12 protein-coding genes are annotated in these 13,294 nt (G+C 65.1%); 2 read left to right on the top strand and 10 right to left on the bottom strand.

What is annotated here, in order from left to right; all coding sequences use genetic code 11:
- Positions 1-84: 84 nt before the first annotated feature.
- The 6 genes from ABD742_RS03145 to ABD742_RS03120 all read right to left on the bottom strand — a co-directional run bounded on the left by ABD742_RS03145 (position 85) and on the right by ABD742_RS03120 (position 7,339).
- Positions 85-1,239, bottom strand: a complete 1,155-nt coding sequence (locus ABD742_RS03145) for an ABC transporter substrate-binding protein (RefSeq protein ID WP_234748947.1) — start codon at positions 1,237-1,239, stop codon at positions 85-87.
- 279 nt (positions 1,240-1,518) lie between these two features.
- Positions 1,519-2,931, bottom strand: a complete 1,413-nt coding sequence (locus tag ABD742_RS03140) for a sulfate adenylyltransferase subunit 1 (RefSeq protein ID WP_234748946.1) — start codon at positions 2,929-2,931, stop codon at positions 1,519-1,521.
- Positions 2,931-4,001 (bottom strand): sulfate adenylyltransferase subunit CysD, encoded by a 1,071-nt coding sequence (gene cysD, locus ABD742_RS03135; protein ID WP_234748945.1) that lies wholly within the window; start codon positions 3,999-4,001, stop codon positions 2,931-2,933. Before cysD ends, ABD742_RS03140 begins: the two co-directional genes overlap by 1 nt.
- Positions 3,998-4,765 carry a phosphoadenylyl-sulfate reductase gene (locus tag ABD742_RS03130; RefSeq protein ID WP_234748944.1) on the bottom strand — a complete coding sequence of 256 codons (768 nt, stop codon included), beginning with the start codon at positions 4,763-4,765 and terminating at the stop codon, positions 3,998-4,000. Before ABD742_RS03130 ends, cysD begins: the two co-directional genes overlap by 4 nt.
- Positions 4,762-6,507, bottom strand: coding sequence for a nitrite/sulfite reductase (locus tag ABD742_RS03125; protein WP_234748943.1), 1,746 nt, complete (start codon positions 6,505-6,507; stop codon positions 4,762-4,764). The genes ABD742_RS03130 and ABD742_RS03125 overlap by 4 nt, the downstream gene beginning before the upstream one ends.
- Before the next feature lie 133 nt (positions 6,508-6,640).
- Positions 6,641-7,339, bottom strand: coding sequence for a sirohydrochlorin chelatase (locus tag ABD742_RS03120; protein ID WP_234748942.1), 699 nt, complete (start codon positions 7,337-7,339; stop codon positions 6,641-6,643).
- A gap of 63 nt (positions 7,340-7,402) precedes the next feature.
- Here ABD742_RS03120 and ABD742_RS03115 point away from each other — a divergent pair, with 63 nt between their 5' ends.
- Positions 7,403-8,074, top strand: coding sequence for a trimeric intracellular cation channel family protein (locus ABD742_RS03115; RefSeq protein ID WP_234748941.1), 672 nt, complete (start codon positions 7,403-7,405; stop codon positions 8,072-8,074).
- Between the two features lie 13 nt (positions 8,075-8,087).
- Positions 8,088-8,513, top strand: a complete 426-nt coding sequence (locus tag ABD742_RS03110) for a hypothetical protein (RefSeq protein ID WP_234748940.1) — start codon at positions 8,088-8,090, stop codon at positions 8,511-8,513.
- A gap of 123 nt (positions 8,514-8,636) precedes the next feature.
- Here ABD742_RS03110 and ABD742_RS03105 read toward each other — a convergent pair whose 3' ends face one another.
- The 4 genes from ABD742_RS03105 to ABD742_RS03090 all read right to left on the bottom strand — a co-directional run bounded on the left by ABD742_RS03105 (position 8,637) and on the right by ABD742_RS03090 (position 13,212).
- The gene (locus tag ABD742_RS03105; RefSeq protein WP_234748939.1) at positions 8,637-9,455 is read right to left on the bottom strand and encodes an endonuclease domain-containing protein; all 819 of its coding nucleotides are present in this window, start codon (positions 9,453-9,455) and stop codon (positions 8,637-8,639) included.
- A gap of 447 nt (positions 9,456-9,902) precedes the next feature.
- Positions 9,903-11,006 carry a polyprenyl synthetase family protein gene (locus tag ABD742_RS03100; protein WP_234748938.1) on the bottom strand — a complete coding sequence of 368 codons (1,104 nt, stop codon included), beginning with the start codon at positions 11,004-11,006 and terminating at the stop codon, positions 9,903-9,905.
- A gap of 9 nt (positions 11,007-11,015) precedes the next feature.
- A complete protein-coding gene (locus ABD742_RS03095; RefSeq protein ID WP_234748937.1) occupies positions 11,016-12,413 on the bottom strand; it encodes a geranylgeranyl reductase family protein in 1,398 nt (465 codons plus the stop codon).
- Positions 12,414-12,435: 22 nt separating this feature from the next.
- Complete coding sequence (locus ABD742_RS03090; protein ID WP_234748936.1) at positions 12,436-13,212, bottom strand: demethylmenaquinone methyltransferase; 777 nt, start codon at positions 13,210-13,212, stop codon at positions 12,436-12,438.
- Positions 13,213-13,294 lie beyond the last annotated feature (82 nt).

Below are 13,294 nucleotides of genomic sequence, written 5' to 3'. Positions count from 1 at the left end.
AATGTGCACCCAACTGGCTGGCAGTTGTTGTCGTTATGAGCCTTCAAAACGACAACAACTGCGAGTCAGTTGGGCCTTGGCGGTTCAGTCTTGGCCCAGTCCTGCGGCCGAGGTCTTCTGCCCGGTCACGCTGTTGAGGGCGCGGAGGTCGAAGACGCCGTTGATGTCGGCGGGTTTCGTGATGCCGGCGTCGACGCCGTCCTGGAGGAGCTTCTTGTAGGTTCCGGCGAGCGGGTCCACGGTGAAGGTGATGTTCTTCAGGGATCGGTCGATGACGTCGGCCGGGAGGGTGCTGCCGGCGGTCGCCTTCAGCGCGGCGTTGATGGCGGTGGCCTTGTCGGCGGCCGGGGCCGTGTTGAGCCAGTTGACGGAGGCTTCGTGGCCCTGGAGGAGGGCGGTCACGGTCTGCGGGTGGTCGGCGGCGAACTTCTTGCTCACGATCAGGATGGTGGTGGGGAATTGTCCCTTGTCCCACAGGTCCTTCTCGTCCACGAGCACCTTGCCTCCGGCCTGGAGCACCAGACGGGAGGCCCAGGGCTCGGGCAGCCACGCGCCGTCGAGCTTTCCGTCTTGGAAGAGCTTGAGGGTCTGGGCGTTGTCGCTCGGGTTGATGGCGACGTCGCCCCCGCCGTTCGGGTTGGTCTTCAGGCCCTGCTTGCCGAGCCAGGCGCGCAGTGCCACGTCCTGGGTGCCGCCGAGCTGGGGCGAGGCGAGGGTCTTGCCCTTGAGGTCCGCGGCAGAGTTGATGCCGGGCTTGACCACCAGCTGAGCGCCCCCGGAAGCTGCGCCGGCGATGATGCTGATGGAGGCGCCCTTGCTCTGGACGAAGGAGTTGATGGCCGGGTTGGGACCAAGGTAGGCGGCGTCGATCGCGCCGGCGTTCAGGGCCTCGATGGCGGCCGGTCCGGCGTTGAAGATCTGGGTGGTGAGCTTGGTGCTGCCCAGCTTGCCGGCGATGATGCCCTTGCTCACCCCGACCAGTGCGGGGGCGTGGGTGACGTTGCCGAAGTAGCCGAGCCGGAGTTCCGCCGCGGGTGTCGTTATTGCCGCGGCCTGGGTTTCGTTGTTCTTCGCGACAACCGATGCGACGGCGGCGCCGGCACCGATCAGCAGGACGAGCCCGACGGCGATGCCGATCTCGAGCGTGCGTCGGCGCTTGGGCTTGTTGCTCTCGCCGGCGACGATGCGGGTGGTTCCCGGGTTCGAGGCAGGCGGCGTGGGTTCTGGGGTGTTTGACATGGGCGAATCCTTGGGATGCGTTGCGGAAGGGGCTGGGCGTTTATCAGGCCCTGCGACATCGCCCCGAAAGGGCAGGCAAGGACCAATCCGATGAGGTCATGGATTCACCATAGGGACTGTCATATTTGCCGTTCAATAACCCGGAAACCCGGGGTCACGCACGTTCATGCGACGTCACAATTCGGGCGTCGCCAGCGCAAAAAACCGCAGCTTGTTTCCCATCCCGGACCTTGAAGGCGGGGTTTGGGAAACAAGCTGCGGTTCCAGTTACGAAGAATGTCAGATGACGTAACGTTCGTCCTCGTGGTCACCCGGGTGGTCCTTCACCAGGCCGGCGGCCAAGGTGTTGCCGTCCGCGGGGTCGATCACCAGGAACGCACCCGTGCGGCGGTGGTGCAGGTAGTTCTCCAACGGCAACGGCGCGGCCAGTCGAAGCTGGGCGTTGCCGATGTCGTTCAACTCAAGGCTGGAGGCAGCCTCCACATTGAACGTGGCCAAATCCAGCTTGCCCGTCACATTGCGGACGAGCGCCTGGACGGTACGGGTCCCGTGCTTCACGAGCACCTTGGCACCTTCGCGCAGCGGCTTGGGCGAAAGCCAGCACAGCGCCGCGTACAGATCGGCCGAGCTCTCGCGCACCGTTCCCGCCGCGGCAATGGTGTCACCGCGGGCGATGTCGATTTCATCGGCCAAGCGGATCGCCACCGACTGCGGAGCAGTAGCCTCGGCCAGCTCGCTGCCGGCGAAGTCGATACCGGTAATCGTGGTGATCTTGGGCTCGTGGCCCGGGCTCAGGACGGTGACCTTGTCTCCAAGCTTCACGGTTCCTTCCGTGATCTGGCCGGCGTAGGCACGGTAGTCGCGGTACGCCCCGACGTCGAGCCCTGCGGCGATCGCGTCGGGAGCCAGCGCGCCCTGCGGCCGGATGACCAACTGGACCGGGAAGCGGAAGCTCTCCAGGTGGCTTTCGAGTTCGTCGGCGGCCGGAAGGGTTTCGAGTACCTCGAGCAGGGCCGGGCCGCTGTACCAAGGGGTGCGGTCCGAGCGGTCCACGACGTTGTCGCCGTCGAGCGCTGACACCGGGATGACCGCGACGTCGGCAATGCCGTCGCTGCCCAAGCCAAGCTCGCGGGCAACCTTCTGCACGTCCGTCTCGATCTCGCGGAAGACAGACTCGCTGAAGTCGACGAGGTCGATCTTGTTCACAGCGACGATCACGTGCGCCACGCGGAGCAACTGCAGCACCGACAGGTGGCGGCGGGTCTGCTCCAGGACTCCCTTGCGGGCGTCAATGAGTACGACGACGGCGTCGGCAGTGGACGCGCCCGTCACCGTGTTCTTGGTGTACTGCACGTGGCCGGGGCAGTCCGCGAGGATGAAGCTGCGGCGGTCGGTGGCGAAGTAGCGGTAGGCGACATCGATGGTGATGCCCTGTTCCCGCTCGGCGCGAAGGCCGTCGGTCAGGAGGGCGAGGTCGATCGCCTGGCTGCCGGTGGCACCGGCTCCGCCGAAGCCACGGTCCGCCGAGGTGCGGGCGACGGCGTCGAGTTGGTCCGCGAGGATCGCCTTGGAATCGTGCAGCAGGCGTCCCACGAGGGTGGACTTGCCGTCGTCGACAGATCCAGCCGTGGCGAAGCGGAACAGAGTAGAATCGCGTAGGCCGGTCTCCAGGAGTGAAGTCTCAGTGCTCATTAGAAGTAGCCGTCCTTCTTGCGGTCTTCCATGGCTGCCTCGGAGATGCGGTCATCTGCACGGGTGGCGCCACGTTCGGTGAGTGTGGATGCGGCAACTTCGACGACGACGTCGGCAACCGTGCGGGCGTCGGAAAGAACGGCGCCGGTGCAGGACATGTCGCCCACAGTTCGGTAGCGCACGAGCTTCGTAATGACTTCCTCATGGGGTTTCGGCATGGAAACCTCGCCGACTGCGCGCCACATGCCATCGCGTTCGTAAACCTCGCGCTCGTGGGCGTAGTACAGTCCGGGCAGCTCAATGCCTTCGCGCTCGATGTAGCGCCAGACGTCCAGCTCGGTCCAGTTGCTGATGGGGAACGCGCGGACGTGCTGGCCCACCGTGTGGCGGCCGTTGTACAGGTTCCACAATTCGGGGCGCTGGTTGCGGGGATCCCACTGGCCGAATTCGTCGCGCAGGCTCAGGATGCGCTCCTTGGCACGGGCCTTGTCCTCGTCGCGGCGGCCGCCGCCGAAGACGGCGTCGAACTTGTTCCGCTGGATGGCATCCAGCAGCGGCACGGTCTGCAGCGGGTTGCGGGTACCGTCAGCGCGCTCGGCAAGTTCGCCACGGTCGATGAACTCCTGCACGGAGCCAACAACGAGCTTGAGGCCCAGGCGTTCCACCGTGCGGTCGCGGAAGTCGATGACCTCGGGGAAGTTGTGACCCGTGTCCACGTGCAGCACGGGGAACGGAACCTTGCCAGGCCAGAATGCCTTCGTTGCCAGGTGCAGCATGACCACGGAGTCCTTGCCGCCCGAGAACAGCAACGCAGGCTTCTCGAACTCGGCAACAACCTCGCGGATGATGTGGATGGCCTCGGACTCCAGGGTGTCGAGGCTGGAAAGGCGCCCACGGGTTGCGACGCCGACTGCCGCCCCCGCCCCTTCGCCGCGCGGCTGATCTTCGATCAGCCCAGCGCGCGGCTCCGACAGGCCCGATGCCACTCCCTGGGCGGCAGTCGGCGTCTCGGCAGCGTCGGTTTCCAGCACAGACAACTCCAGGTCCTCGTTAGTGATTTGGGTACTCATACGTGTAGTCCGCATTCTGTCTTGTCGGTTCCTGCCCAGCGGCCGGAGCGGGGGTCCGCTCCCGGGGCCACTTTCCTGGTGCAGGGCTGGCATCCGATGGACGGGTAGCCCTGGCTCAGAAGGGGGTTGACGGGAAGGATGTTGTCTTCGGAGTACTGGACCAACTGGTCAAAGCTCCAGTCGGCCATCGGGTTGACCTTGACCAGGCCGTTGGTCTCGTCCCAGGTGATTAGCGGGGTGTTGGTCCGGGTGGGGGCCTCGTCGCGGCGGACTCCGGTAAACCAGACTTCGTAGCCGGCGAGGGTCCGGCGCAGCGGCTGGACCTTGCGGAGCGCGCAGCACTGGGCGGCGTCGCGGGCAAACAGGTCCTTGCCGAGAAGGCGGTCCTGCTGCTCGACCGTGTTTTCCGGGAGCACGTCCACGATGTTCACCCGCAGGTTCGCAGCGACTTCGTCCCGTGTGGCATGGGTTTCCGGGAAGTGGTAGCCGGTCTCCAGGAAGAGGACGTCGACGCCGGGGAACTGGTCCGCGACGAGGGCCGGCAGCACGGCGTCGGCCATGGAGCAGGCCACCGCGACGGCGGGCAGTTCGAAGTTGCGGGCCACCCAGGCGATGACGTCGCGGGCGGGCGCGTTCCAGCCGAGCTCTGCGGCACCGGATTCGGCGAGGGCCTTGAGTTCGTCGTGGGATCGCTGGAAGGGCCCACGGCCACCAGGTCTCCCTGTCGAGTCTCCGAGCTTGGGGAGTGGCTGGGGATTGGTCACTGGAGATCTCCTTCATCTGCGGAGTGTGCCCATTCGGCGAAGGTCTGGCCTTCGGCGCGGTCGGCCACGAATTTCCGGACTACCCGCTCTACGTAATCGGGCAGGTCCTCGACGTAGACCTTGAGGCCGCGCACGGTGCGTCCGAGGCCTGCTTCTTCGCGGCTGGACGAAGCCAGCCCGCCGCCCAAGTGAACCTGGAAACCCGGGGTGGGGTCGCCGTCGGGCGTTGGCAGCATCATGCCCTTGAGCCCGATGTCCGCGGTCTGGATGCGGGCGCAGGAGTTGGGGCAGCCGTTGATGTGCAGGGACAGTGCCTGGGGCAATTGGCCGCTGTCGGCAAGGTCGGCCAGGCGGCGTTCCAGTTCAGCGACGGCGGTGGCAGCCGTGACCTTGGTTTCCACGATGGCGAGCTTGCAGAATTCGATGCCGGTGCAGGCGATCGTGCCGCGGCGGAAGACGGACGGGCGGGCGGAGAGGCCCAGGGTGTCCAGCTCGGCTACGAGCGGTTCCACCTGCTCCTTGGCGACGTCGAGCACAACGATCTTCTGGTGCGGAGTAGTGCGCAGGCGGAAGGAGCCACGGGCTTCGAGGGTGTCCGCGAGCTTCACGAGCTGGCTGCCAGAAAGGCGACCAGCCAAGGGTGTGGCGCCGATGAAGAACTTGCCGTCCTTCTGCTCGTGGATGCCGACGTGGTCACCCGGAGTCGAGGGCTTGGGCGCTGCGGGGCCGTCGGCAAGCTTGAAGCCGAGGTATTCGTCCTCGAGGATCTGGCGGAACTTCTCGGGACCCCAGTCGGCCAGGAGGAACTTCAGGCGTGCCTTGGTGCGCATGCGGCGGTAACCGTAGTCGCGGAAGATGCTGGTGACGCCGAGCCACACTTCAGCGGCTTCCTCGGGCTTCACGAACGCGCCGAGCCGCTTGGCGAGCATCGGGTTGGTGGAAAGCGCGCCTCCCACCCAGAGGTCATAGCCGACGCCGAGTTCGGGGTGGACCATTCCGACCAGGCCGAAGTCGTTGATTTCGTGGACAACGTCCTGCGAGGGGTGGCCTGTGATGGCGGTCTTGTATTTGCGCGGCAGGTTGGCGAGCTCCGGGTCGCCGATGAAGCGCTCCGCGAGTTCGTTGATCAGCGGCGTGGGGTCGATGATCTCGTCCTTGGCGATGCCGGCAACCGGGGAACCCAGGATGACACGCGGCACGTCGCCGCAAGCCTCGGTGGTGGACAGGTCGACGGATTCGAGGCGGCGCCAGATTTCCGGGACATCCTCCACGCGGATCCAGTGCAGCTGGATGTTCTGGCGGTCGGTCAGGTCGGCGCTGCCGCGGGCGAAGTCCACGGAGATCTGGCCGATGACGCGTAGTTGCTCGGTGGTGAGCGCACCGCCGTCGATCCTCACACGGAGCATGAAGTACTTGTCCTCGAGCTCGTGCGGCTCAAGCGTGGCGGTCTTGCCGCCGTCGATCCCGGGCTTGCGCTGGGTGTAGAGGCCCCACCAGCGGAAACGGCCGTGCAGGTCCGTGCCATCGATCGAGTCGAAGCCATGCTTGGAGTAGACAGACTCGATACGCTCACGGACGTTCAGCCCGCTGTCTTCCTGCTTCCAGGTTTCGTTGGCGTTGAGCGGCGCGGTGCCGTCAACCTTCCACTGGCCGTGGGGTTTAGCGGCAGGACGGGCGGTGCGGGCCGGGCGCTTGGGGGCAGCCTCGTCCGCAGACGCTCCGGCTAGAGCTGTATCAGTCATGCATCGACTGTAGGGCTGGCCAGAGAGGCGTAACAAAGGTCCGGGAAACGGAAAGTCACCTAGGGAAACATTTCGTCACGAACCGCCGTCGGGCCTTGTTCACCTGGCCTCGCTGTGCATTCTAAAATCCCGCTCAGGAGCTAGCGGCAACCACCGCGTCGTAGCGTTCCAGGGCGATCTCCGCGAGCACTGGAGAAGGCAGCAGCGGTGCCGTCACGACGTCGGCCCCGGCCTTGGACAGCTGGTCGTGGAAGTAGCCCGTGGCCAGCAGATACGAGGACACAACGACCCGGCCGCCGTCTTCGGTGACTTCCGCGCGCAAGGCCGCGACGCCGTCGGGCACGTTCGGTTCGGCACTGGCGCCATAGGCGACGCGCACCCGATTGGGCAGCAACTCTGCGAGCTGGCGCGCTTGCTCTTCCGAATCGACGGAACCGTCCGGCAGCGATGAGCCCGCGGCGGCCAGGAGGACGCCGTCGTCGTCGCCCAGGCCCGAATCGCGCAACCGCGCGGCGAGCAGCTCCGCGAGCCGCGGATCCGGCCCCAGCGGCGGCGCCGCGGACACCTCCGGGCGGGACTTGATCGCCTTGGGGATGTCCACCTTGACGTGGTAGCCGGTGCTGAGCAGCAAGGGAACGACGACGGCGAGCGTGCCTTCCGGGAGGCCGGCCACCACGCCGCTCAACTCGGGCTCCTGGACGTCCACGTATGCCTCAACGACGGTCAGTCCGGGCCGGAGCGCCTCAATCTCGGCCATGACCTGGCGGATAGCGGCTTGCCCCTGGATGTTCCGGGTTCCGTGGGCGCACGCGATCAAGACGGGGCTGTTCATGCGTGCAAGCGTAACGTTGGGCGAGCATGATCGCCCGTCTGTGAACGAAGAATGGAGCTGCATTTGTTCACTTTTGACCTCGCGCTGGTATGGCTGGATCTGGCCGGCGTCTTCTTTTTCGCCGTGTCCGGATCCTTGCTCGCGGCGAAGAAGCAGTTCGACATCATCGGCTCGGTTCTCTTGGCTTCGCTGGTTTCCTTGGGCGGCGGTGTCATCCGCGACATCGTGATCAACGCCGGACCGCCCGCGGCGTTCACCAACCCGGTCTATCTGCTGCCGCCCTTGTTGGCCGCGGTGCTCGTGTACTTCCTTTTTTCGAGTATCCAGCGCTTCACGTCCCTCTTGACCCTGTTCGACGCCGGCGGCCTGGCTTTGTTCTGCATCACCGGGACGCTCAAGGCACTGGCCGCCGGCATGAATCCGGTGGCTGCAATCCTCCTGGGCGTCACCACGGCCGTGGGCGGCGGCTTGCTCCGCGACATCACGGCCAACGAAATTCCCACACTCTTCAATGCCCGGGACCTCTACGCCTTGCCGGCCTTCACGGGAGCCGCCCTGACGGCCCTGCTCTGGAACATCGGAGCCTTCAACGGTGTGACAGCCGGGGTGATTGCAGCCTGGGTTTTCGCCTTCCGGGTGGTGGCTTGGCGGCGCGGTTGGCGGGTGCCCTTGGCGGTCCGGGGATGGCACCGCGCCGGGGTCTCCTCGGGCGCCGATTCACGTGGCCGCGATTAGCTAGGATGGGAGCATGACTGACATGTTCCTCGAGAAATTCCGCGCGCTTGTACCGAAGTATCTCGAGGACGAATGGCAGGAAGAAGATGGGCTGTCCGCCGCTGAGCTGGACGAGGCCCTGTCAGCCCACACCTTCACCATTCCCATGGTCCTGCGCGAGTTCTACCTCGCCCTCGGTGGCTGTGAGGACCTCATGGAGGCCTACCACTACTTCTGGGACCCCGAAGAGCTCGAAGTGGACGACGAAGGCTTCCTCATGTTCCTGGAGGACGAGGAAGAGCAGTTCACCTGGGGCTTCCGTGTAGGCGACCTCGGCGTCCCGGATCCCATCGTGTGGCGTCGCAACAACGCCCGCGGACAGTGGAAATCCGAAGAAGGCACCTTCTCCGAGTTCGTGTTCGACATGTTCGACTGGGCTTTCAGCGACGAAGAAGACTGAGGGTTTCTTCAGCGGAGGCCGGAGCTTTCTCCCCACCTTTGGGCTGAGCCTCGCTCCCGATCCCCTAGTTTCCGGGGCTGTTCCTCTCTCGGTATGGCTTGGCCTGGCAAAAACCGGGGAGTTTCAGCGGCCTCTTTGGCGTAGGACCTGGAGAACCTCGGCAAGCACTGTGTCCCGCTGATACACGATCTGCGAATAGTCGTATCTGAGAACCAGAAAGCCTTTCACCGTTCCTGCGTTGTTGCGTCGCCTGTCCTTCTTGACTTGCCGAGGCTGCAGGTGGCTCTCGCCGTCGACCTCCACGATCAGCCTTCCCTCCAGCAAGAAGTCCACAATGCCGATTCCGGGCAATTCGACCTGCGTCTCGGTATGGATCCCTGCATTCCGGAAAAGTGTCCGCGCCACGACCTCGATCGGAGAATCTGCCGAACCGTCGACCAGTGTGAGCACCTTTCGTGCCGCCCCGTTCCGGTTACCCGGAAGCCTCTCACGGAGGTAATCAAGATTCGTCCGCCCTTGAAGGAGGGCACTTTCCACCATGATGGCCGCCTCAATTTCAGGCAGGCATCGGAGGGAATGCAGCAGCGTGTCTGTCAGGCTGGCCACGGGTCCGATGTGCCGGGTCTCCACGACTGACTCACGGTGGACCACAAAATCCTGGGCCTTGCCGTGCCTGCACAGCAAATGGAGGGTCCGGGGTTCATGCAAAACCCAGATGCCATGGTGCCGGGCCCCGGATGCGCAGGTGAGCAGCCCGTTTGCGCTGAGGGCTGCGACGACGTCCTCCTGAGCGACGGGCAAGGCCAGTACACCCCAGCGTCGCCGCACGATCTCGCCTCCAGCAACCGCCGCTCGGATGACGCGTTCGGAGAAGCCGGCCTGCTTCACGGTGGAGGTTCTCGCAGCGGAGCCCGCGTATTTCAGGAAGCCAACGAGGTCCATAAAGCAACTCCAACAGCATCGCGATGGCGCTGAAAGGCCAAAGTTTCGCTATGTGGACAACTGGCAGGCGCCGAGACTCCCCGGTTTTGAGCGAACTCCGGGGATTCCGACGCCGAGAATCCAGGCATCCAGGGTCCACGGGTCCGTCAAAGGTGGGGAATTTACAACGCGAATTCCCGACAAACTCCGGAAAACCCTTTGACCGGGAAAGTTGCACCCGTGACAAAGTTGTCATAAGCTGTAACCGGATTCACTAAATGCCTCCGGTGGATCTGATGCGAACGGAGATTATGGTCCCGGTTCGTTGCAGCGCGTGACTCGTAGCGTTGCAAGGAACCGGGGCCATTGCATTTAAGCCCGTCCCCGCCCAAGTAGCTCGCAGTTGTTGTCGTTATGACGGGTCAAAACGACAACAACTGCGAGTCAGTTGGGACTGCGGCGAAGAAATTAGCTGGCGCGCTCCACAACCGCGTGGGCGAAGTTGGTGAGCGACTCCTTGACCACGCCTTCGGGCAACGGCTTCAAGGCTTCAATGGCTTCAGCGGACCACTGGCGCGCAATCACCCAGGATTCGGCGGTGACAGGGTGCTCGCGCAGCCCGGCGACAGCCAAGGCCAAGGCTTCGTCGGACGACAGGTCGCCGTCCACCAGCTTCAAGAGTTCGACGGCGGAGCGGTCACCATTGTCGGCCGCCTTGCGGAGCAGGAGGACGGGCAGCGTGGGAACGCCTTCGCGGAGGTCCGTACCCGGGGACTTGCCGGACTTGACCTTGACGCCGGTGACGTCGATGACATCGTCGGCCAATTGGAAGGCGACGCCAACCTTCTCGCCGTATTCCACCAGCACGTCCTCGAAGGCTTCGTCGGCGCCCGCGAAGATGGCACCGAGCTGGCCCGAGGCGGCGACGAGGGAACCGGTCTTGTCGGCGACGACGGAGAGGTAGTGCTCCACCGCGTCCTCGCCTTCACGCGGGCCCACGGTTTCGTGCAGCTGCCCGAGACACAAGCGTTCGAAGGTGCGGGCCTGGATTCCCAGGGCACGCGAACCGAGTTCGGACACCAGGATCGAGGCGCGGGCGAAGATCAGGTCACCCGTGAGGATAGCCACCGAGTTGCCCCAGACTTCGTGGGCCGTGGGGGCGCCGCGGCGGTAGGGCGCCGAGTCCATCACGTCGTCGTGATAGAGGGTTGCGAGGTGGGTCAGTTCAACCACGACGGCGGCCTGGACCACTTCCGGACGGGATGCGTCGCCGAGGTGGGCGCAAAGGAGGGTCAACAACGGGCGGATGCGCTTGCCGCCGGCTTCCACCAGGTGACGTGACGTTGCGTCAGCCAGGGGATCCGAGTTGGCAATTGCTTCGCGGAGCTTCTTTTCCACCCGGGCAAGGTTCGTGGTGATGGCAGGACCCAGCTCCACGTCCTTGGCGATAGCCGCAAAACCGGCAGGAAGCTGCAGGCCAGTGGCGATCGCGGTAGTGGTGGGAGCGGGTTCGACAGCGTCCGGCAGGCCGTGCCCGGCATGCGTCCAGCTGTGTTCGGCAGAGTGAGTCACGGGTTAACCCTAACTTTTCGCGGAGGAAAGCGTTGATTCGGTGCCGACGCGGGTGGAAGCGGCAGTGGATGTGGTGTTGGACGTGGCCGGGACCAGCATCTCGAGGACGCGGATGACGCGGTCCTCGAAACCCTTTGCTGACGCATCCGTGAGGTTGGCGAGCATCCGCACCACAAAGCGCATCAGCACCGGGATGGGCATGCCCGTCCGTAGCGCGAGTTTCATGACTGCGGGCTTGCCGATGAGGGCAGCAAAGACGCGGCCCAGGGTGAAGTGCGAACCCCACTGGTCCCGCACATAGTCCGCGTAGCGCGAAAGGTGCGCGTCGGCGTCGTCGGCCGTCCATCCGGCCGAACGGGAACGCGAGGACGCGTCGATGATGAACTCGGCCGCAAAGCGGGCGGACTCCATGGCGTAGGAAATGCCCTCGCCGTTGAACGGTGAAACCATGCCGCCGGCGTCGCCCAGGAGCATGAGCCCGGGCGAGTAGTGCGGGGTGCGGTTGAAGCCCATGGGCAGGGCGGCGCCGCGAATCTCCCCCACCTGGTTTTCGGGCGTGAAGCCCCATTCGGACGGCATGCCGGCGGTCCATTCGCGCAGGACATTCTTGTAGTCGAGCTTCCCGAATTCCTTGGAGGAGTTCAGGATCCCGAGGCCGACGTTGGACGTGCCGTCGCCGACGCCGAAAACCCAACCGTAGCCGGGCAGCGGCTTGCCGGACTTGCGAAGAGAGCCGGCGCGGGCCCCGCGCCGAGCTTGCGAGGCGTGGGAAGCCGGCGAATCGAGTTCGAGCCAGCCTTCCATCCAGTCGTCGTCGTGGCGGGGCGAGGTGAAGTAGGTGCGGACGGCGACGCCGAGCGGGCGGTCGTCGCGCTTGTGCATGCCGAGCGAAACGGCGGTCCGTGTCGAGTTGCCGTCTGCGGCGAGCACGACGTCGGCATGGAAGTCGCGCGTTTCGCCCGTCTTGCGTCCGGACTCGTCGAGCAAGGCGGCGCGCACGCCGATCACGCGCCCGGCGTCGTCGCGCAGGGCTTCGGTGACACTGTGGCGTTCAAGTACGACGGCGCCTGCCGACTGGGCGTGCCGGGCCAGCTCCTCGTCGAATCCGAGGCGCGTGCGGATGAGTCCGTACGTGGGAAAATCGGCGACCTCGGGCCACGGCAATTCAATGGTGCGTCCGCCGGCGATGAGCCTGAGCCCCTTGTTGAGGCGCCAACCCTCGTCCTCGGCGTGCGGGAGGCCGAGCTTCTGGATTTCGCGGACGGCGCGGGGAGTAAGGCCATCGCCACAGACTTTTTCTCGCGGGAAGGCGGTCTTTTCCAGAACCGTCACGGAAATGCCCGCCTGGGCAAGGTAGTACGCGGCGGTGGACCCGGCTGGCCCTGCGCCGACTATCAGTACGTTCACAGCGTCCTTGTTAATAGGCCGGTTAGCGGGACTGATCGCCGGCTTGGCGGCGCGGCTTGATCTGGCGGCGCAGCTTGGCCACGGGAACGCTTTCGCGGTGTTCGGCGCCGGGCTTCTGGGCGCGGTGCACCGCTACGATGCCGCCGCTCAGGTTGCGGTAGTTGACGTCGGTCCAGCCGGCTTCCTGCAGCCACGCGGCCAGGTGGTCCTGGTCCGGCCATGCGCGGATGGACTCGGCCAGGTACACGTAGGCGTCCGGGTTCGAGGAGACCTTGGTGGCGATGGCGGGCAATGCACGCATGAGGTATTCGGTGTACATGGTCCGCCAGAGGGGCACCACGGGGGCCGAGAATTCGGCGATGACGAGGCGTCCGCCGGGCTTGGTGACGCGGAACATCTCCGCGAGGGCCTTATGTGGTTCGTTGACGTTGCGCAGGCCGAAGGAAATGGTGCAGGCGTCAAAGGAGTCGTCCGCGAAGGGCAGCTTGGTGGCGTCCCCGGCAACGAAGTTGATGTCCGGACGGCGGCGTTTGCCGACCTTCAGCATCCCCAGGGAGAAGTCGCAGGCCACAACGTCCACTCCGGCGTCGGCGTACGGTTCGCTGGACGTGCCCGTACCGGCAGCCAGATCCAGGACCTTTTGGCCTACCCGAACATCCATCGCGTCCACGACGACGCGGCGCCAACGCCGGGTCTGCCCCATGGACAGGACATCGTTGACGACGTCGTATTTGGGGGCGACATCGTCAAACATCGTCGCAACTTCGTCCGGACGCTTTTCCAAGGATGCTCGGTTCACCCTGCAATTGTCTCAGACAAATATGGGAAGAACTTTCGGGGCGCTCCGGTCCGCGCAGCCCCCGTTGCCCGCGGGAGTAATG

This window comes from Arthrobacter ramosus, from assembly GCF_039535095.1.
GTDB lineage: Bacteria > Actinomycetota > Actinomycetes > Actinomycetales > Micrococcaceae > Arthrobacter > Arthrobacter ramosus.
Note: the sequence above shows the minus strand (reverse complement) of the source record. Positions and strands in the feature narration are given on the sequence as shown.

Bases quoted from the DNA above. Each gene is read 5' to 3' on its own strand.
- cysD (WP_234748945.1), bottom strand. From the start codon at position 4,001: ATGAGTACCCAAATCACTAACGAGGACCTGGAGTTGTCTGTGCTGGAA.
- ABD742_RS03105 (WP_234748939.1), bottom strand. From the start codon at position 9,455: ATGGACCTCGTTGGCTTCCTGAAATACGCGGGCTCCGCTGCGAGAACC.
- ABD742_RS03110 (WP_234748940.1), top strand. From the start codon at position 8,088: ATGACTGACATGTTCCTCGAGAAATTCCGCGCGCTTGTACCGAAGTAT.
- ABD742_RS03145 (WP_234748947.1), bottom strand. From the start codon at position 1,239: ATGTCAAACACCCCAGAACCCACGCCGCCTGCCTCGAACCCGGGAACC.
- ABD742_RS03125 (WP_234748943.1), bottom strand. From the start codon at position 6,507: ATGACTGATACAGCTCTAGCCGGAGCGTCTGCGGACGAGGCTGCCCCC.
- ABD742_RS03140 (WP_234748946.1), bottom strand. From the start codon at position 2,931: ATGAGCACTGAGACTTCACTCCTGGAGACCGGCCTACGCGATTCTACT.
- ABD742_RS03120 (WP_234748942.1), bottom strand. From the start codon at position 7,339: ATGAACAGCCCCGTCTTGATCGCGTGCGCCCACGGAACCCGGAACATC.